This is a genomic window from Clostridium estertheticum (assembly GCF_026650985.1).
Taxonomy (GTDB): domain Bacteria; phylum Bacillota; class Clostridia; order Clostridiales; family Clostridiaceae; genus Clostridium_AD; species Clostridium_AD estertheticum_C.
In genome coordinates this window covers 2,703,402-2,723,320 of record NZ_CP086239.1, presented here as the reverse complement: position 1 = coordinate 2,723,320, position 19,919 = coordinate 2,703,402, and the positions used below count along the sequence as shown (strand labels likewise).

Here is a 19,919-nt window from a genome sequence, read left to right as displayed (position 1 = left end):
TTATTTTTTATTTAGCCTTTTAACCAAATTTATTCAATTTATAGTAATTTATTGTTTTAATTTGAGTTAAAACATAAAAAAAACTTCAAAAGGAGTATAAATCTCCTTTTGAAGTCAATAATATTGTAGATTTTAAGGCCGGATACTTGAAAATATTAGCTTAGGCTTATTTTGACTAATGCTATTTTTTTGGAATAACCTCTGTCCAGTAGCCATCTGGGTCCATAATAAAATATATCCCCATAGGTTTATTTTGATAACATATGCAGCCCATTTTTTTATGATATGCGTAAGCTTCATCATAATTATCAGCAACTACAGCAAGATGAAACTCATTTTCACCTAGATTATATGGCTCTGTTCTATCTCTCATACAAGTAAGTTCTAACTTATGGTCTGTTGTTTCATCACCAAGAAATACAAGGGTAAAACTATCATCTGATGGATGATGGCGCCTAGTTTCTACAAACCCTAAAGCCTCTTTATAAAATTCTACACTTTTTTCTAAGTCTAAAACATTTATATTATTATGGTCAAAAGAAAATTTCATTTAATATAACCACCTTTTTAAGAAAATTTAATATATTACATATACCATATCTTTATTATAAACTTACTTCAAATTTTATTCGTGAAATTTTTAAATAAAAAATATTTTTATTTACTTGAAACCTACGTTTGTATATAATTTTAGTATAATTATAATTAAACTAAAATGTTGTTAATGTAGGGAGCGATAATTTATGAAAAAAGCAAAAATATATTATATATACCATAGTGGGTTTGTTGTTAAGACTGAAAATCATTTTCTGATATTTGATTATTATAAAGAACCTATAGAAAATCAGAACAGAGTTTTGCTATCACCTGAAAATATCAAAGAAATGAAAAATGTTTATGTATTTTCATCCCATAGTCATGCAGATCATTATAATCCTAAAATTTTAGAGTGGGAAAAATATAATGATAATATACAATATCTACTTAGTGATGATATAAAAGCCGATAAAGATAAGTCAAATTATAATTTTATGGGGGAAGGCGACGAAAAAGTATTTCAAGATATTTATGTAAAAGCTTATGGTTCAACGGATATTGGAATATCCTTTTTAGTAAAAGTAGATGGATTAACTATTTTTCATGCTGGAGATCTAAATTGGTGGCACTGGAAAGAAGATAGTATAGAAGAACAAACACTTGCTGAGTCATTATTTAAGGCTCATATAGAGAAGATAAAAGAAGAAAAACCTATAGATATAGCTTTTTTCCCAGTAGATCCGAGACTTTGCGGGGATTATTATATAGGGGGAGAATATTTTGCAGAAAATATTCAGCCAAGGGTACTTATACCAATGCATTTCGGAGATGATGTGGATATTACTAAGCAATTCGCGAATATAATGAATAAGATAAATATAAAAGCTGCTCTAATAAATTATCCAGGTCAGGAGATAATATATTAAAAGAATTTATGTGTTTGGATAAAGTAGAAATTGGAAAGTAGGATAATTAGGATGAGAAGAGAAACTAAAAATGAAAATATTTTAAATTATATATATATTATGATTGGAGCCACAATACTTGCAGCAGGTATAAATATGTTTTTTGCAAGTTTAAAATTAGTAACTGGTGGGGTATCTGGTCTTGCTATTGTTATAGAGTATTTATCTATTAAGAATTATGGAGTAGACATTCCGTTGTGGTTTACTAATATTGTGGTAAATATACCGTTACTTGCTATTGCTATAAAACTTAAGGGAAGAGCATTTGTTGGTAAATCTATGTTTGCTGCGGCATATCTGTCTTTTGCATTGTTTTATACAAGCTTTATTCCAGTCCCAAAGGTTGATCTATTGATAGCTAGTATATTTGGTGGTGTATTTGTTGGTATAGGCTTAGGCTTTGTATTAAGAGCATCTGCAAGTACTGGTGGAACAGATCTTGCTGCCAATATTATAAAGGTTTATTTAAAAAACATTCCAATTGCCAAAATTATATTAGTAATTGATTCTACTATAATATTATTAGGTGCTTTTGTATTTGGAATTGAAAAGGCTATGTATGCATTAATATCAACATACATAGTGTCTAAAGTAATAGACAGTATACTTGAAGGAATAAATTTTTCTAAAGCGGTATTTATTATTTCGGATTACTCAAATGAAATAGCAGAAATACTAATGAAAGATTTAAATAGAGGTGTCACAGGAATACATGCTAAAGGTATGTATTCAAAGGGAGAAAAACAGGTATTGTTTGTAGTAGTTGGTAAAGATGAAATAGTACCTCTTCAAAAAATGGTTAAGGAAATAGATACCAAAGCGTTTATTACTATTGCAGATGTGAGAGAAGTTCTAGGAGAAGGATTTACGGAGTAAGAGGGAATAAGTTATCATTATATTCATACTTATTTTAAAATGTTTTAAAGTTGAAAATTAGGTAACATTTCCAAAGTATATTTCGATGTCTTCATGCACAGACTAGATTTAGAAAGGAAGTGTATATATATGAATGATAGATTAAATAGTAAACCAATTACATTTGATCACCCAGAAAAACTTACAGAGGGAGTTTCTTTAGTAGAAGGAGATGTTACAGCAAAAAGCTTTATTAGCGAAGTTGATGGACACGTAACATCCAATATTGTTATTGAAAATAAAGCTACTGGAGAAATAGCTAAAAGAGATGCAGTTATTGGTGAAATAGTTGAAGATGAAGATGAAGAAGTAGATGCAGGCGAAATTGAAAGAGACGATATATAATATTAAAGTTTAATCATTATCCTATAAAGTAGACGATGTAATAGGTTTACTTTATAGGATATTTATATATATTAAGCAGTTATAATAAGGATTTGACATTTATTATTAAAAACATTATAATTTAATTGTATATATAAAGTAATTAATGCATATAATAGTGTTTATAAGTTAAATGTAAAGACTAAGACGAGAAGAGTAGATATAAAAGGTAGTTTTAGCGATTTGGTGACGGTGAGAGACCAATACGAAATTTATATTGAAAAACATCTCTGAGTTTCTAACCGAAATCATTAGAAAGTAGGCTTAGACGGGTCCAATCCGTTAATGGTTGGGTAGTATCAAATTATAATTCGAAACATTGAATACATGATTTTGTACTAATTAGAGTGGTCATATTTTATGACAAATTGGGTGGTATCGCGAAATTATAGTTTTTCGTCCCTTTATTATTATGGGAAGAAAGGCTTTTTTTATTATGTACAAAAGCATTAAATTATAAGGAGGGCAATTTTATGGAAAAATTGTTAGTGAAACAAATTTACAGAGGCAGTGAAAAATATGCAGATCAAGTAGTATCTATCTCTGGATGGATAAGAACTTTAAGGGCTTCTAAAGCGTTTGGGTTTATAGAAGTAAATGATGGAAGTTTCTTTAAGAATATTCAAGTAGTCTTTGAAGAAAAGTTGGATAATTTTGTAGAGATATCTAAATTACCTATAAGCTCATCACTTACTATTGAAGGAACATTAGTTGTAACGCCAGATGCTAAACAACCATTTGAGCTTAAAGCTACTAAAATAATAGTTGAAGGAATGTCAGATACCGATTATCCACTTCAAAAGAAAAGACATTCTTTTGAGTATTTAAGAACTATTGCACATTTAAGACCAAGAAGTAATGCGTTTTCTGCAGTGTTCAGAGTACGTTCATTAACTGCTTTTGCTATTCATGAGTTTTTTCAAAAGAGAGGGTTTGTATATACTCATACACCAATAATTACTGGCAGTGATTGCGAGGGTGCAGGTGAAATGTTTAGAATTTCTACCCTTGATTTTAGTAATATTCCAATGGATAAAAACAAAAAGGTTGACTATTCACAAGACTTTTTTGGTAAAGAGACTAGCTTAACTGTAAGTGGGCAGTTAGCAGCAGAGTCTTTTGCTTTAGCTTTTAGAAATGTTTATACTTTTGGACCAACATTTAGGGCAGAGAATTCTAATACAGGAAGACATGCAGCTGAGTTTTGGATGATAGAGCCTGAAATAGCTTTTGCAGATTTAAATGATGACATGAAACTTGCAGAAGATATGATGAAATATATAATAAAATATGTTATGGAAAATGCACCAGAGGAAATGGAATTTTTCAACAGTTTCGTAGATAAAGGTTTAATTGAAAGATTAAATGGTGTTGTAAATTCAGAATTTGGTCAGGTTACATATACTAAAGCTGTAGATATTTTAATGAAATCAGGGAAAGAGTTTCAGTATCCAGTAACTTGGGGCTGTGATCTTCAAACTGAGCATGAAAGATATTTGACAGAAGAGGTATACAAAAAACCACTATTTGTAACTGATTATCCAAAAGAAATAAAATCTTTTTATATGAGAGTAAATGAGGATGGTAAGACAGTAGCCGCAATGGACTTACTTGTACCAGGGATAGGTGAAATTATAGGTGGAAGCCAAAGAGAAGAAAGACAGGATATTCTAGAAGCTAGAATGGAAGAATGTGGTCTTAATAAAGAAGATTACTGGTGGTACCTAGAACTAAGAAAATACGGCGGAACTAAGCATGCTGGATTTGGACTAGGATTTGAAAGAGCTATTATGTATATTACGGGTATGAGTAACATAAGAGATGTTATTCCATTCCCAAGAACAACTGGGTCTGCTGAATTTTAATCTAAGAAATAACATAATAAAATATAAGTACAATATTAATCTCTTAGCCCTTAAGCTGAGAGGTTTTCTTTTTAAATGTGTTATTATTAATTATTGCACTAAATATAACTGTAATTTATATTAAAATTTAAATGAGGGGGTAAAAAGCATGAAAAGAATTATTAAAGAATATATATTGATAACTGTAGGAATAGCACTTGTAGCATTAGGACTTTACTTTTTCTTAATACCAAATGATTTAGCAGTAGGGGGTGTTAGTGGCCTTGCTATGGTTATAAATCAGTATATGCCAGGGCTTACTATTGGGGCTTTAATGTTTGTATTAAATGTTGTTTTATTTATTGTAGGATTTATGTTCATAGGGTCAAGTTTTGGAGTAAGGACAATGTATGCTAGTTTCGGATTATCTGGTATGATATGGGTATTAGAAAAACTTTTTCCTATGAGTGGTAGTATAACAAATGACATATTTCTAGAATTGATATTTGGTATATTAATTGGAGCCGTAGGGATGGGTATGGTGTTTAATCAAAATGCATCGACAGGAGGAACTGACATAATAGCTAAAATGCTTAATAAGTATTTTCACCTAGAGATAGGTAAATCTCTGCTTATAGCAGACCTTTTCATAACAATACTAGCAGGTGTAGCATTTGGTCCTAGAATAGGAATGTATGCTCTACTTGGGGTTATTATTAATGGATATACTGTTGATGCAGTTATTGCTGGAATTAATAATTGTAAAAAGGTAGAAGTGGTTAGTTCAAAAGGGGAAGAGATAAAAAGGTTTATAATTGAAGATTTAAATAGAGGGGCAACGCTTTACATGGCCAAGGGAGCTTATACTAATGATGAAAAAGAAATTATAACTACTGTTTTAGGTAAAAAGCAGTTTATAAAATTAAAAAATCATATAAAAGAAATTGATAAAACGGCTTTTATAATCACATATAATGTACATGAAACGGTTGGGGAAGGTTTTAAAGATATAGATGAATAAAAAAATGAAAAAAACAATCTATTGACGAAAGCCAATAGATTGTTTTTAAATATGTTCTAATTAAGCTTCAACTGGTGCTCCTGTAGGACAAACACCTGCACAAGCTCCACAATCGATGCAAGTATCAGCATCAATAACAAATTGTGAATCTCCTTGGCTTATAGCGTTAACTGGACATTCAGGTTCACAAGCTCCACAGCTTACACATGCGTCAGTAATTTTATATGACATAATAACGACCTCCTTTTTTTACTAATTCACTACATAGTATCATAATTGGACTAATAAATAAAGCGTTTTTTTTAAAATAGAGAATATTGTTAAAAAGTTAACAAATAATATACAGTTTAGTGGCTTTATATGACACAGATATTTTTTTCTATAATAACCAATTAATAACAATATATAGCCGATCTTAAGTATAAGTAGTGTACACAAAAATAAAAACCATAGAGTTTAATCTATGGTAAATTAGTGATGAGGACTATTTATCATATAAATTTAAAGGGGAAAGTATTAAATGAACTGAATTAAATAATAGTTACAGCTAAAAACTAAATTTAACACAGTTCATTTAACACTTATGGTAGTTAGTAACTTTTAGCTGTATCTATATTAACGATGAGCTCATCCATGTAGCTGTGAGTTAATAACTATTGATAGTATTATGTGTAGGATTTCATCTAAGTATTCAATATAAAATAAAAAAAATTACAAATTTGTTTTGTAACTAAAACTTGCAGGTGTTGATATTAAGAAAGTATTTTTTTGTATTTTAAGGGGGAGACACCTGTTATTGATTTAAACGCTCTCCCAAAGTGGGTGATGCTACGATAACCAACTTTTTCGGATATATTGGTAATATTTAGTTCTGTGGAGAACAATAATTTTTCGGCTGCTTTTATTCGAATGGTGTTAACATACTGGTTTAAATTTAAGCCAGTAACCTTTTTAAAGGTTCGGCTTAAATAGTAGGTGCTAATAAAGAAACGCTTTGATAAAAAATCTAAAGTTAAATTTTCTACATAATTTTTATTAATATATGTAATGATTTCAGATATCCTTTTATGAGTAAGATTTGTTGTTTCAATGTGATAACTAGGTGCACTTTTTAATAATCTTTCAACTAAGATTAAAAATTCTGTAAGCATGATTTTTAAATAAATTGAAGAACTATCAACTTGATTTGCATCTTCGTAAAGCATTCTGGATAATAAGTTTTCGATAGACTTTTGTTCGTCAAATTTTAGCCTTAAGACATTAGTATTTCCATGAAAACATGAAAGTAGATCGTAATTTTTTGCTTCAACTAATATATTATTTAAATATGATTTTTTAAATGTTATTAAAATCCTTTGATGATATGGAGCCCCGGCATCAAAAGTTTTATGAATCTCATTTTTTTCAACAAATACTAGATCTCCTTTTTTTATATCATAGACCTTATCTTTTATAAAATAATGTCGCTTTCCATCTAATAAATAATAGATTTCATAGTCATCATGGTAGTGATTCGTTTTCATACTTACATTTCCAACTTGTTTAATTTTTGTTATTTCAAAGGCTTTTTCAATTTTATCATGATCTTTAATATTTTCGTTCATAACATCACCTAATAAAATTATAGTGCTTACTAATTATTATTACAACAAGATTTGTAGAAAATTAATTTTTAGAGCAAGTTTTGTGCTGAAAGCTATCAATTGTTGCTCTATAATGCAATTATAAAGACATTAAAAAGAGAATAGTTATAGGAGGAATTACTTATGATTTTAAATGAAAATAAAGTTAAAAATGTTAATGTAGCTTATATTGGGGGTGGTTCTAGAGGTTGGGCATGGGGTCTTATGAGTGATTTGGCTTCACAAGAAGAACTTTCAGGTACAGTATATTTATACGACATTGATTATGAAGCAGTTAAGTGTAATGAAATTATTGGCAATTCGATTAAAGGTCAAAATTATTCTAAAAGTAATTGGAATTATAAAGTAGTTAAATCATTAAAAGAGGCTTTGAAAGATGTTGATTTCGTTATTATATCTATTCTACCAGGAACTTTCGATGAGATGGAATCAGATGTGCATGCTCCTGAAAAATATGGTATATACCAATCAGTAGGGGATAGCGTTGGACCTGGTGGTCAATTTAGGGCTCATAGGACAATACCAATGTATGTTGAAATTGCAGAGAATTTAAAAAAGTTTTGTCCTGATGCATGGGTAATCAATTATACTAATCCTATGTCGTTATGTGTTAGAACTTTATATGAAGTATTTCCTGAAATCAAAGCCTTTGGGTGTTGTCATGAGGTATTTTCAACTCAGAACCTTTTAATCAATGCATTAAGTGATATAATGGGCGTTAAAGAAGTAAAAAGATCAGAAATTAAAATTAATGTGCTTGGTATAAATCATTTTACATGGATTAATGAAGCTTATTACAAAGATATAAACTTATTTGAAGTTTATTCAAAATTTGTTAGTAAAAATTTTGAAAACGGTTTCGTTGGAAATGAAGGGGGACATTGGATGAATGATACATTTAAATCAGCTGAAAGAGTTAAATTTGATCTATTTTTAAGATATGGAATTATTGCTGCAGCTGGTGATAGACATCTTGCTGAGTTCCTTCCAGGTAATTGGTACTTAAAGGACCCAAAGACTGTTGAAAATTGGAAATTCGGATTAACAACTGTAAAATTTAGAAAAAGCCAACTCAAAGAGAGATTAGAAAGAAGTGAAAGACTAGTTTCTGGCTCTGAAAAATTTGAGTTAAAGGAAACAGGGGAAGAAGGTGTTAATATAATGAAGGCACTTCTTGGAATCAGGGACCTCGTAACTAATGTTAACATGCCAAACTATGGTCAAGTAATTGGATTACCAATAGGCGCTATTGTAGAAACAAATGCTGTTTTTACAAAAAACAGTATTAAACCTGTAATGGCAGGAAAATTACCAAGTAATGTGTTAGGGCTTTTGCATAGAGTGGTTATGAACCAAGAAACAATACTCACAGCGACTTTAGCTAAAGATAAGAAATTAGCTTTTACTGCCTTTGTAAATGATCCTCTTTTAGTCAATATCTCATTAAAAGATGCGCAGGTTCTTTTTAATGAAATGTTTGATAATACAAAACAATATCTTAAGGGATGGAATTAAAGATTCTGAGGATGTTATGTTAGTTTAATAATGAACAATTGACCTGAGTTAGTAATAAATACTAACTCAGGTTATTTAATTTTATTAAGAACTATTTTCCAGTAAGGATTGTTTATGATTTATAATACTTTTGTGGTAGACTAATAAATGTAAATATATTATAAATTTTTTGTATTATTGAAGTAATAAGCTTTTAAAATAGGTCCGAAATAGATTTTTACAGACTCGATGATAACGATTTCTGAAAAAGCCTACTTTAATATTTACTAAGGAGGAAAACTGTGGTAATAAATAATTATTTAAGTAATGTAAAAAAATATATTATTAATTTTTATAAAATAATGACTATCAAAAGAAAGGTATTTATTATATTAGCAACATTAGTGTTAATAGTTAGCATGTTATCGTTTCTGTTATTACAGGTAACTTTTAAAGTATATGATAGGCAATTAATTAATAATTCATCAGAGATTTTAAATATATATTCTACTAATATTGAAAATGAACTTAGAAAGGTTGAAAGTCTAAGTTTTGGTGTTATAACTTCAAATCAAACGCAGGAATATTTAAGTACAATTAATAATAAAAAATCATCTTATGAAAGATATGTTGCTATTTCAAGAATGGAAGATATTTTGAGAAATCAATCTGAAGGTTATATATCATCTATTAGTCTTGTTGATATAAATGGCAGTATGTACACAGTAGGAAATAGCACAATTACAATTAACAATACAATCCAAAATGAAATTATGAAAAGATTAGAAAAAAAATCTGGTGGGCTTGTGTGGATAGAACCTCAAGAGGATAATAAAAATTTTATATTAGCTAGGAAGATAAGGTCTATTAGCAATTTTAAGGTAATAGGCACACTTATAATAAGAATTGATGCTGATAACCTAGTGAATTCGGTTTCAAATATGTCTCCACAATATAAAGCAAATTTAATAATATTGTCCGAAAATAAAAACATGATATACAAAGATAAAAAAATCACTTCAGCGAAGGCAATAGATATTGGATTAAATAATGTGTCAAATGAAATATATAATATTGACGGAAAAAAATTTTTATTAAATCGAGAAGTGTCAAACTATTCTAATTGGACATATGTTAATTTTTTGTCCTATGAAAATATTTTTCAAAATATAAAATTAATGAGAACTATTATGTTAGGTTGCTTTTTAATGATTTTTATTTTAGCAGTTTCTATGGGACTCGGTTTTGCGGGTAGTATAACAAAACCAATAATTACATTAAGTAAAAAAATGAAAAAAGTTGAAAATGGTAATTTTGAAATAATGGAAACAGATAAAAGTTCTGATGACAAGTGTGATGAAGTGGGACAGTTAAATAATGATTTTATTGTCATGGTTAACAAAATAAATGAGTTAATAAAGGAAAACTATATTAAACAAATATTAGTTAAGGAAACAGAATTAAAGGCCTTACAATCTCAAATAAATCCTCATTTTTTATACAATACTCTTGATTCAATTAATTGGATTGCTAAAGCTAATAAACAAGATAAAATATCTTTAATGGTTAAATCGCTTTCAAATTTATTTAGGGCTTCAATAGCTAGCAAGGATAGTATTATAAAAATTGAGGATGAACTAAAGTTATTAAATGATTATATAACTATACAAAAGATAAGATATGAGGAAAGACTAGATTTTAGCGATTTGGTAGAAGAGGATATAAAGGAGTGTTATATTCTTAAAATGACATTGCAACCATTAGTTGAAAATTCTATTAAGTATGGGCTGGAGCAATTAACTGGTGTATGTAAAATTACAATAAGGTCTCAAAAGCAAAAAGATTTTCTTGAGATAATAGTTAGCGATAATGGAATTGGTATGACTAAGGAATTTCTCCACGAGTTAAAAATTGGTGAGAATAAATCTAGGAGTACCGGAATTGGTATAAAAAATATAGATGAACGGATAAAATTTTTTTTTGGTGAAGAATTTGGAATATCAGTAAAAAGTCAATTAAGTGAGGGAACCACAGTTATAGTTAGGATTCCATACAAAGTGAGGTGATAGAATGTATAAAGTTTTGATTGTTGATGATGAGAGAATAATAAGAGAAGGTATTGCAAATTCCATTGAGTGGAATAAATATGGTTTCTCACTTTGCGGAATGGCCCAGAATGGAATAGATGCTTATGAAATTATTAAGCAAGTTGTTCCAGACGTGGTTATAACGGATATTAAAATGCCTGGAATGGGGGGATTAGAATTAATTTCTAGGATATATAAGGAATATCCTCAAATTATTTTCATAATTTTGTCTGGATATGGAGAATTTGAATTTGCAAATAAAGCGATGAAATACGGCGTTAAATACTATTTATTAAAACCATGTGATGAGGATGAAATAATTAAAATTTTAAAAAAAATAACAATAGAAAAAAAAGAAAAAGAAAAAAAGGATAAATTTCTTACGGATATAAATGATAATTTAAAAAAAGTTTTACCACAAGTCGGAGAACAGTTTTTAAGAGATTTTATAATTGGGGTAACTTATAGTAAATTAGAATGTGAATATTTTTTAAGACTCTTTGATATAAAAGAAACTAAGTTTAAACTTGTTGTATTTAAACTGGATAATGGAGTGGATTTACTAGAGAAGTTTGCGTTAAAGAATATAGCATATGATATATTGAATCAAAATGTTGTTTACTTAAGCACTATATTGGATAATAACATTTTATTGCTAATTAAGTCTATTGATTTAGCTATACTTACAGACTGGCTATCCCAAATTAAAGATATTTTTAATAAGTATTTTAAATATGATATTTGTATAGGGGTAAGTAATGAAAATAATTTTGGAAGTATACAAAAAATGTATCTAGAGGTTAAGGAATGTTTAAAATGTGAATTTTATCTTGGCGATAACAAAATAATAACAGAGAAAATTATTGAGTTTAATAAGTCTCAAGATAATTTAAATGATTCAACTTATAATGAAATAATTGCAGTTTCGGTTAAAACTGGTAATATAGAAAGCTTAAACTTTCAATTGGACAGTTTTTTTCATATGATATATCAAGAAAAAGTAGAAATAGAAATGGCTAAAAATTATTGTATTGAAATATTTTTAATTATACTAAGGCAAGGCGATCATAAAGAAGTTAGTAGTTATGCAAAAGGTTTATATGAAATCCAAGATAAAAGTACTTTAAAACAAATTAGCGTATATATAAAATATATAGCTAATGAAATAGCTAAAAAAAATTATGATAATAATACAGAAAATTATGGAGCTATTATAAGTACAGTTATAAACTGCGTTGATAATAATATACAAAATTATGAATTGTCACTTACTTGGATAGCAAAAAAAGTATTATTTATAAATGAAAATTATTTAGGGAAGCTATTTTACAAACATACTAATGAAAAATTTTCTAAGTATGTTGTTAGGCTTAGAATGGAGAAGGCCATAGAACTTATTAGGAGTAAAAAAGATTATAAGGTTTATGAAATAACTGAGCAAATAGGATTTGGGGATAACACTCAATATTTTAGCCAAGTATTTAAAAAATATACGGGCTATACTCCATCTGAATATAGAAAGCTGTAACGGTTTACAAAAAACGCTGATTTTTAAACAAAAACAGCGTTTTTTTTGACTCTTTTTTTCAGAAAACAATTGTATAATAAAATTATAAATACAAAAGCTAGTAAAAACATTAAGGGGGCAAATATTAATGAAAAAATCTATGTCTATACTTTTAGCGGCTGTTTTAACTGGTTCCTTAGCACTAGGTGGTTGTGGAAAAAGTGATACTGCAACTACGCAACCGAAAGCGGATGCTAATGCGCCAGTTAAACTATCAATAACTTGGTGGGGTTCACAGTCAAGGCATGACTATACTAATAAATTACTATCAATGTATACAGCTAAATATCCAAATGTAACATTTCAGGCAACACCTTCTGGATGGGATGGTTATTTTGATAAAATTTCAGCTCAGGCGGCAGGGGATACCATGCCAGATATAATGCAAATGGATTACTCGTTTATATCAACATATTCTAACAATGATACCTTAGCGGATTTAACACCTTATGTAACAGATAAGACTATTGATTTAACAAACGCTGACCAAAATCTGGTGAATACAGGTAAAGTAAGTGGGAAGCTAACAGGAGTTGTCTTAGCTTCTACAGGACTTGCAATAACTTATAATCCTGAGGTATTTAAAAAAGCGGGACTTGCAATGCCAACATCAGCATGGACTTGGGCTGACTTTGAAAAAGATATGATAACAATTCAGAAAAAGACTGGGTCTTATGGCCAAAGTAAAATAGATAATATAAGTACTTTTCCATATTGGGTAAGACAATATGGTAAAACAATGTATTCGGCAGATGGTACAAAACTAGGATACGATAATGATAGTGTTTTCATAGATTATGCTAACATGCTTAAAAGACTTCAAGATGCAAAAGCATTGCCTAATCCTGATCAATGGGCACAAATTAGTGCAAAAGGAAAGGAAGCTGAGCCAGTTGTTACGGGCACAGCTGGAGCTACAATGGATTGGTCTAATTATGGTGTAATAGTTTCAAAATCAAACCCTAATTTAAAGCTTGTAACACCTCCTTATAGTAGTACAGGAATTAAAGCTTTATGGAACAAACCAGCAATGTTTTTCTCAGTAGCTAAATCTTCAAAAAATCAGAAGGAAGCTGCTAAGTTTATTAATTGGTTCTTAAATGACCCAGAAGCAAACAAAGTTATAAATGCTGAACGTGGAATACCAGTATCCTCAACAGTAAGAGATACACTAAAACCTACATTAACAGCACAACAAAAGGATATGTTTGATTATGCAGATATTATTATTAAAAATTCAACAAAAGCAGATCCAGCAGATCCAGCAGGAGTAGCTGAGGTTACTAAAGCATTGACAGATACAGTAAATTCATTTTTATATGGTAAAACTACGGCTGCACAATCAGCAGCTAGTTTTAGAACTAAATCCAATGAAATACTCGGAAGAAATTCTAAATAATAAATATCAATGCTTTACGGCTGGAATAATATTCAGTCTGTAAAGCATTATTAAAAATTACATTGTGAAGGTTGTGAATTTATATGAGTAAAAAAAAGAAGAGTTTAAAATTTGGAAACAATAATGTAACTGGTTATATTCTTATTGCGCCGTGGTTGATAGGATTTTTGATCATGTATGCGATACCAATGGTTATATCATTATATTTTTCTTTCACTAAATACAATTTACTTAGTACACCTAGGTTCATTGGTATAGATAATTTTAAAAGAATGTTTTTCAATGATCCAAGTTTTTGGAAGTCATTAGGTGTAACATTTTATTATGTGTTTATGTTAGTGCCTTTAAGGTTAATATTTGCATTTATAGTAGCGATGTTACTTAATAGTAAAAGAAAATTTTTAGGTTTATATAGAGCAGTGTATTATGTACCTTCAATTGTTGGGGGAAGTGTAGCTGTTTCAATAGTTTGGAAACAAATTTTTGGAAATGATGGAGTTGCAATGTCGCTTCTTTCTATTATTGGGATACATCAAAAAATATCTTTTATAGGTAATCCATCAACTGCTATATGGACGATAATATCCCTGGGAGTATGGCAATTTGGATCGGCTATGTTAATATTTCTAGCTGCTATAAAACAATTACCAAAAAGTATTTATGAATCCGCAAGTATAGATGGCGCTGGTTTTTTTAGGCAGGTTTTTAAAATTACAATACCAATGCTCACTCCAGTAATTTTCTTTAATTTAATTCTGCAAATAATTAATGCATTTAAAGCATTTACAGAAAGTTATATCATAACGCAAGGTGGTCCAATGGACAGTACCTTATTCTATGTATTAAATTTATATAGAAAATCATTTACTTACTTTGACATGGGATATAGTAGTGCTATGGCTTGGGTATTGGTTGCTATAATTGGAATATTTACTGCAGTATTATTTAAATCCCAGACAGCATGGGTACATTACGAATCAAAGGAGTGATAAAGGTGGGGAAAAATAAAAAATTAAGATCATTTATGTTTCATTTTTTTACTATAATATTAGGTCTTATTATGATTTATCCATTGTTATGGTTAGTAAGTAGTTCATTTAAAACGAATTCTGAAATATTTGTTAATTCATATTCATTAATACCTAAACATTGGGACATTGTTAAAAACTACTCTTCAGGATGGAAAGGAATTGGAGGAGTATCTTTTGGAACATTCATGTGGAACTCAGTAATTGTTGCAGTAATTGGAACCGTTGGAGGTGTTTTTTCTTCAGTGATTGCAGCTTATGCGTTTGCTAGAATAAAATTCTTTGGTAAAAACTTTTGGTTTTTCTGTGTAATGATGACGCTGATGGTACCTAACCAAGTTATGGTAGTACCACAATTTATTATATTCAAGAAACTAGGGCTTATAAATAATATTGCATCATTAATAATTCCATGGGTTTTTGGTAGTGCATTTTTCATATTTTTAACTGTGCAATTTATTCGTGGATTACCAATTGAGCTAGATGAAGCTGCTGAAATAGATGGATGTAGTAAAATTCAAACTTTTACTAAAATTATTTTTCCATTAGTAGTTCCAGCTGTAATTACATCAACTATATTTTCTTTTTATTGGATATGGCAAGATTTTTTCCAACCGCTAATTTTTATGAGTAATCCAAGGCATTTCACTGTTTCTTTAGCTTTAAATTTATATCTTGACCCAAATTCCTTTAATAATTATGGGGGAATGCTTGCAATGTCTGTTGTATCCTTAATACCAGTAGTTGTTATATTTCTAATATTTCAAAAACAGTTGGTAGAAGGTGTAGCAACAAGTGGACTTAAGGATTAATAAAAGTGAAAAGAAGGGTGGAATTAATGAAACAAAATAAATTTTTTATTTTAAATAAAAATACAACCATAAAAGTAATAGGCAAAAGTAGCAAGGGAATTAAAAATATTATAAATATTTTTTTACGTGATATTAACAAAGTATTTAAAGTTGAAAGCAATTTAAAGGGGGATGAAAGGACAGAAATAATTATAAGATGTTCATTAGATGGTACTGAACTTCTTTTAAAGTCAGAAGAGTTTACGGTGAAATTTCAGAATGATGATAATAAAAAAAGTGTTATGAATATTTATGCAAAGGATGAATTAGGAATAATATATGCATTGCTTTACATAAGTAAAACATATTTGGGTGTAGATCCATTTTGGTTCTGGAATGATAAAGAACCTAAATGCTTACCATATGTTAGAATTCCTATGTCTGATTATAAGTCATTTACTAAAAAGGTTAAATATAGGGGATGGTTTGTGAATGATGAAGTACTATTATCAGGTTGGAAGGATAGCCCAACAGACGAAGAAGTTTGGAAATTAGTTTTTGAGACTATACTTAGATGCGGTGGAAATATGGTTATACCAGGTACAGATAAAACAAGCAAAATAAACAAGAAGCTGGCGTCAGATATGGGATTGTGGATAACTCATCATCATGCAGAGCCTTTAGGTGCCGAAATGTTTTTAAGAGCTTACCCAGGCGAGGAGCCTATATATGATAAAAATAGTAAACTTTTTGAGGAACTTTGGAGAAGTGCCGTATTAGATCAGAAAGACACAAAAGTTATATGGAATATTGGATTTAGAGGGCAGGGAGACCAAGCGTTTTGGGAATATGATGCAACATATAAAACACCTGAGGCAAGAGGTAAACTTATAAGCAGAGTAATACAAAAGCAATACGAAATAGTTAAAGAATATGTTGATAGACCTGTATTTTGCACAAATTTATACGGTGAAATAATGGAACTATATAAGGCAGGGTATATAAATTTTCCAGAGGGTGTTATAAAAATATGGGCAGATAGCGGATATGGGAAGATGGTTTCAAGAAGACAAGAAAACCATAATCCTAGAATATATTCATTGCCAAGTGAAAAGGATTTAGGCCCTCATGGTGTTTATTATCATGTTACCTTTTACGACTTGCAATCATCTAATCATTTGACTATGCTTCCTAATACACCTGAATTTGTGAAGTCTGAATTAGAAGCTGCATTTAGAGTTGAGTGTAATGAGTATTTAATTGTAAATAGTGGAAATGTTAGACCTCATACTTATATGTTAGATTTGGTTAGTGAACTTTGGAAGTATGGTTATGTAGATACAAACAAACACATGAAAAATTATATGAAATGTTATTTTCCTTCTGGAAGTGAAATTATGGAAGAATGTTTTAATAAATATTTTAATACACCTGTGCAATATGGACAACATGAAGATGAAAGAGCAGGAGAGCAATTTTATCATTATCCAGCTAGGGAAATAATTAGTCAGTGGATTAAAAACAAAAACAATGATACTGTAGAATCTTTAAAGTGGGCAACTGGTCATATTTGTTTTGAAAAGCAGGTTAAATGGTATAAGGAAAAGTGTGAAGCAAATTTGAACAAGTGGGAAGTTTTAAAAAATCAGTGTGATAATGCGTTAATCTCTTTATTAGGAAAAGAGAAGAGTCTCTTTTCTGATAGTTTATTATTGCAGGTAATAATTCATCTAACAGGTTGCAAAGGTGCTGTAGAGCTTTGTAGGGGTTATGATGCATTTAGAGAAAAAAATTATTCTCTTTCATTTGTACATGTTTGTACTGCAATGAAAGAATATGAAGAAGCACTTAGCAAAATGAAAGAATCAGAGCATGATAAATGGATAAATTTCTACAGAAATGATTGTCTCACAAATGTTAAACTCACAATATATTGTTTAGATACTCTTAGAAGGTATATTCGTGTACTTGGTGATGGTTCTAATTTTTATAACTGGGAAAAGCAATATGTTCTACCGAGCGGGGATAAGAATATTATGTTGCTCGCAACTACTACTAATCAGTTAACTGATGATGAGCTTTATGTTAAGATTAAGGAAAAGGTAATGATGATATAGTTAGAATATTAAACAAAGACCATCTATTCAATATTGAGTAGATGGTCTTTGCTTAATAAATTATATTTTAATAAAATTATTTACCTAGTAGTTTAAGCGCTTTACTTACAACATTTTCTGTTGTAAATCCAAATTCTTTATATAAAATTTCAGCTTTACCTGAAGCTCCAAATCTATCAATTGAAATGACATCTCCGTCAAGTCCAACATATTTGTGCCAACCGAATGAAGCAGCGGCTTCAATAGCGAGCCTTGTTCTAACGGATGATGGTAATATAGATTCCTTATACTCTTTTGATTGAGCGTCAAATAAATCTAAACATGGCATACTTATAACTCTTGCTTTAATACCTTTATCATTTAATAATTTAGCACCTTCATAAATGAATTCTACTTCAGATCCAGAAGCCATTAAAATGATATCAGGTTTTTGACCAGGTGTTTCATAAGTTTTTAATACATATGCACCTTTTAAAGCTTCTATTGATGTTTCATCATATAAAGGAAGATTCTGCCTTGTTAGTATTAGAGCGGTAGGTGTTGTCTTTGAAGTCACTGCGGCATACCAACCAACAGCAGTTTCTCTTGAATCAGCTGGTCTAAACACATTAAAGTTTGGTAGAGCCCTTAAAGCTGCAAGTTGCTCTATTGGTTCATGAGTTGGACCGTCTTCACCAACAGCTATACTATCATGAGTTAACACGTAAGTTACTGGTAGACCCATAAGTGCAGATAATCTCATTGCACCCTTCATATAATCACTAAATACGAAGAAAGTTGAAACAAAAGGTTTAAGACCTCCATGAACATATATACCATTTGCAATGGCTGCCATGGCATGCTCACGTACTCCAAAATGAAGGTTAGAACCATTTCTATCGTCGACGGAGAAATCGCCCAGACCCTTCATGTATGTTTTATTAGAAGGAGCAAGATCTGCAGAGCCACCTATAAAGTTTGGTACATATTTTGCTAATGTATTTATTATAGCTCCAGAAGAGTTTCTTGTTGCTGCCTTGCCTTCAAATTTCCACAATTCTTCAACTTTTAGTAAATCAACAGAAAGATCACCACTCTGCCATACTTCATATTCTTTAGCGAGTTTAGGATTTTCTTTGCTATACTCAGCATAAAGTGTGTTCCAAGCTTCTTCTTTTTTGCTTAGTTTTGATTTTACAATTTCCATATGCTTAGTTACTTCATCTGGAACAGTAAATGGAGCAAGATTCCAGCCCATACATTTTTTCATTTCAGTTATATTATCTTCACCAAGTGGTTCGCCATGTGCAGATGGTGTGCCTTGCTTTTTAGCACAGCCAAATCCTATAATAGTTTTGATTTTAATAAAGGTGGGTTTATTTAATTCAAGTTTTGCAGTTTCAATAGCTTTCCCTATTTCATCCATATCATTTCCATCTTCTACGTTTATTACCTGCCATCCATAAGCTTCATACCTTTTGCTTACATCTTCTGTAAAGGCAATATCTGTAGATCCTTCTATTGATATACTATTTGAATCATACATTAAAATAAGTTTAGATAATCCTAGAGTACCTGCAAGGGATGCTGCTTCTCCAGAAATACCTTCCATATTATCTCCATCACCACATATAGCATATGTATAATGATCTACAATAGCATGTTTTTTTGTATTGAATTTTGCTGCAAGATGACTTTCAGCTATTGCCATACCAACTGCATTAGCAATTCCTTGTCCAAGTGGACCTGTGGTAATTTCAACGCCGTTTGTATGACCATATTCAGGATGGCCAGGTGTTAAACTTCCAAATTGCCTAAAGCTCTTTAAATCTTCTATAGTAAGACCATACCCGAAAAGATTAAGAAGTGAGTACTCAAGCATTGATCCGTGACCTGCAGAGAGTACAAACCTATCTCTATCCTGCCATTTTGAATTGCTAGGATTATGTTTCATATGGTTTGCCCATAATGTGTACGCCATTGGTGCAACCCCAAGTGGAAGACCTGGATGTCCTGAATTTGCTTTTTGTATTGCCTCAGCTGATAATACTCTTATAGTATCTACTGTTAGTTGTTCAATTTTATTCAATGTAAATTCCTCCTTATGGTTTTTAATTTCTATATTTATTTAAATTATTTGATAAGATG

General features: G+C 30.1%; 16 protein-coding genes and 1 other annotated feature. Of the genes, 12 read left to right on the top strand and 4 right to left on the bottom strand.

Features of this window, described 5'->3' with window-relative positions; translation table 11 throughout:
* Window positions 1-181: 181 nt before the first annotated feature.
* Window positions 182-550: a VOC family protein gene (locus LL038_RS12990; RefSeq protein WP_216124144.1), complete on the bottom strand. Its 369-nt coding sequence runs from the start codon at window positions 548-550 to the stop codon at window positions 182-184.
* A 193-nt stretch (window positions 551-743) separates the two neighbouring features.
* On the opposite strand from LL038_RS12990, the gene LL038_RS12985 reads away from it, so the two are divergent.
* The 5 genes from LL038_RS12985 (at window position 744) to LL038_RS12965 (ending at window position 5,666) form a co-directional block, all read left to right on the top strand.
* Complete coding sequence (locus tag LL038_RS12985; protein ID WP_216124143.1) at window positions 744-1,463, top strand: MBL fold metallo-hydrolase; 720 nt, start codon at window positions 744-746, stop codon at window positions 1,461-1,463.
* A 51-nt stretch (window positions 1,464-1,514) separates the two neighbouring features.
* Complete coding sequence (locus tag LL038_RS12980) at window positions 1,515-2,378, top strand: YitT family protein (protein ID WP_216124142.1); 864 nt, start codon at window positions 1,515-1,517, stop codon at window positions 2,376-2,378.
* Window positions 2,379-2,507: 129 nt separating this feature from the next.
* Complete coding sequence (locus tag LL038_RS12975; RefSeq protein WP_216124140.1) at window positions 2,508-2,762, top strand: hypothetical protein; 255 nt, start codon at window positions 2,508-2,510, stop codon at window positions 2,760-2,762.
* Window positions 2,763-2,936: 174 nt separating this feature from the next.
* Window positions 2,937-3,208: a binding site (T-box leader), on the top strand.
* Between the two features lie 66 nt (window positions 3,209-3,274).
* The gene (gene asnS / locus LL038_RS12970) at window positions 3,275-4,666 is read left to right on the top strand and encodes an asparagine--tRNA ligase (protein ID WP_071611798.1); all 1,392 of its coding nucleotides are present in this window, start codon (window positions 3,275-3,277) and stop codon (window positions 4,664-4,666) included.
* Between the two features lie 148 nt (window positions 4,667-4,814).
* Window positions 4,815-5,666 (top strand): YitT family protein, encoded by an 852-nt coding sequence (locus tag LL038_RS12965; RefSeq protein ID WP_216124138.1) that lies wholly within the window; start codon window positions 4,815-4,817, stop codon window positions 5,664-5,666.
* A gap of 60 nt (window positions 5,667-5,726) precedes the next feature.
* Here the strand turns inward: LL038_RS12965 and LL038_RS12960 are convergent, their stop codons facing one another.
* Together LL038_RS12960 and LL038_RS12955 are read right to left on the bottom strand one after the other, a co-directional pair.
* Window positions 5,727-5,897, bottom strand: a complete 171-nt coding sequence (locus LL038_RS12960) for a DUF362 domain-containing protein (RefSeq protein WP_071611800.1) — start codon at window positions 5,895-5,897, stop codon at window positions 5,727-5,729.
* 521 nt (window positions 5,898-6,418) lie between these two features.
* A complete protein-coding gene (locus LL038_RS12955; RefSeq protein ID WP_216124137.1) occupies window positions 6,419-7,270 on the bottom strand; it encodes an AraC family transcriptional regulator in 852 nt (283 codons plus the stop codon).
* A gap of 162 nt (window positions 7,271-7,432) precedes the next feature.
* Here LL038_RS12955 and LL038_RS12950 point away from each other — a divergent pair, with 162 nt between their 5' ends.
* The 7 genes from LL038_RS12950 to LL038_RS12920 all read left to right on the top strand — a co-directional run bounded on the left by LL038_RS12950 (window position 7,433) and on the right by LL038_RS12920 (window position 17,792).
* Window positions 7,433-8,824, top strand: coding sequence for an alpha-glucosidase/alpha-galactosidase (locus LL038_RS12950; protein ID WP_216124135.1), 1,392 nt, complete (start codon window positions 7,433-7,435; stop codon window positions 8,822-8,824).
* A 281-nt stretch (window positions 8,825-9,105) separates the two neighbouring features.
* Window positions 9,106-10,869, top strand: a complete 1,764-nt coding sequence (locus tag LL038_RS12945) for a cache domain-containing sensor histidine kinase (protein WP_216124133.1) — start codon at window positions 9,106-9,108, stop codon at window positions 10,867-10,869.
* Between the two features lie 4 nt (window positions 10,870-10,873).
* Window positions 10,874-12,418 carry a response regulator transcription factor gene (locus tag LL038_RS12940; protein ID WP_216124131.1) on the top strand — a complete coding sequence of 515 codons (1,545 nt, stop codon included), beginning with the start codon at window positions 10,874-10,876 and terminating at the stop codon, window positions 12,416-12,418.
* A 127-nt stretch (window positions 12,419-12,545) separates the two neighbouring features.
* Window positions 12,546-13,856, top strand: a complete 1,311-nt coding sequence (locus tag LL038_RS12935; RefSeq protein ID WP_216124129.1) for an ABC transporter substrate-binding protein — start codon at window positions 12,546-12,548, stop codon at window positions 13,854-13,856.
* Between the two features lie 83 nt (window positions 13,857-13,939).
* The gene (locus tag LL038_RS12930; protein ID WP_216124127.1) at window positions 13,940-14,845 is read left to right on the top strand and encodes a carbohydrate ABC transporter permease; all 906 of its coding nucleotides are present in this window, start codon (window positions 13,940-13,942) and stop codon (window positions 14,843-14,845) included.
* A 5-nt stretch (window positions 14,846-14,850) separates the two neighbouring features.
* Complete coding sequence (locus tag LL038_RS12925; RefSeq protein ID WP_309245076.1) at window positions 14,851-15,696, top strand: carbohydrate ABC transporter permease; 846 nt, start codon at window positions 14,851-14,853, stop codon at window positions 15,694-15,696.
* A gap of 26 nt (window positions 15,697-15,722) precedes the next feature.
* The gene (locus tag LL038_RS12920; RefSeq protein WP_216124126.1) at window positions 15,723-17,792 is read left to right on the top strand and encodes a glycosyl hydrolase 115 family protein; all 2,070 of its coding nucleotides are present in this window, start codon (window positions 15,723-15,725) and stop codon (window positions 17,790-17,792) included.
* A 76-nt stretch (window positions 17,793-17,868) separates the two neighbouring features.
* Here LL038_RS12920 and tkt read toward each other — a convergent pair whose 3' ends face one another.
* Complete coding sequence (gene tkt / locus LL038_RS12915) at window positions 17,869-19,860, bottom strand: transketolase (RefSeq protein WP_216124125.1); 1,992 nt, start codon at window positions 19,858-19,860, stop codon at window positions 17,869-17,871.
* Between the last annotated feature and the right edge of the window lie 59 nt (window positions 19,861-19,919).

Excerpts from the sequence above, each read along its gene's own strand:
- LL038_RS12990 (WP_216124144.1), bottom strand. The coding sequence starts at position 550 with ATGAAATTTTCTTTTGACCATAATAATATAAATGTTTTAGACTTAGAA.
- LL038_RS12985 (WP_216124143.1), top strand. The coding sequence starts at position 744 with ATGAAAAAAGCAAAAATATATTATATATACCATAGTGGGTTTGTTGTT.
- LL038_RS12980 (WP_216124142.1), top strand. The coding sequence starts at position 1,515 with ATGAGAAGAGAAACTAAAAATGAAAATATTTTAAATTATATATATATT.
- LL038_RS12975 (WP_216124140.1), top strand. The coding sequence starts at position 2,508 with ATGAATGATAGATTAAATAGTAAACCAATTACATTTGATCACCCAGAA.
- asnS (WP_071611798.1), top strand. The coding sequence starts at position 3,275 with ATGGAAAAATTGTTAGTGAAACAAATTTACAGAGGCAGTGAAAAATAT.
- LL038_RS12965 (WP_216124138.1), top strand. The coding sequence starts at position 4,815 with ATGAAAAGAATTATTAAAGAATATATATTGATAACTGTAGGAATAGCA.
- LL038_RS12960 (WP_071611800.1), bottom strand. The coding sequence starts at position 5,897 with ATGTCATATAAAATTACTGACGCATGTGTAAGCTGTGGAGCTTGTGAA.
- LL038_RS12955 (WP_216124137.1), bottom strand. The coding sequence starts at position 7,270 with ATGAACGAAAATATTAAAGATCATGATAAAATTGAAAAAGCCTTTGAA.
- LL038_RS12950 (WP_216124135.1), top strand. The coding sequence starts at position 7,433 with ATGATTTTAAATGAAAATAAAGTTAAAAATGTTAATGTAGCTTATATT.
- LL038_RS12940 (WP_216124131.1), top strand. The coding sequence starts at position 10,874 with ATGTATAAAGTTTTGATTGTTGATGATGAGAGAATAATAAGAGAAGGT.
- LL038_RS12935 (WP_216124129.1), top strand. The coding sequence starts at position 12,546 with ATGAAAAAATCTATGTCTATACTTTTAGCGGCTGTTTTAACTGGTTCC.
- LL038_RS12930 (WP_216124127.1), top strand. The coding sequence starts at position 13,940 with ATGAGTAAAAAAAAGAAGAGTTTAAAATTTGGAAACAATAATGTAACT.
- LL038_RS12920 (WP_216124126.1), top strand. The coding sequence starts at position 15,723 with ATGAAACAAAATAAATTTTTTATTTTAAATAAAAATACAACCATAAAA.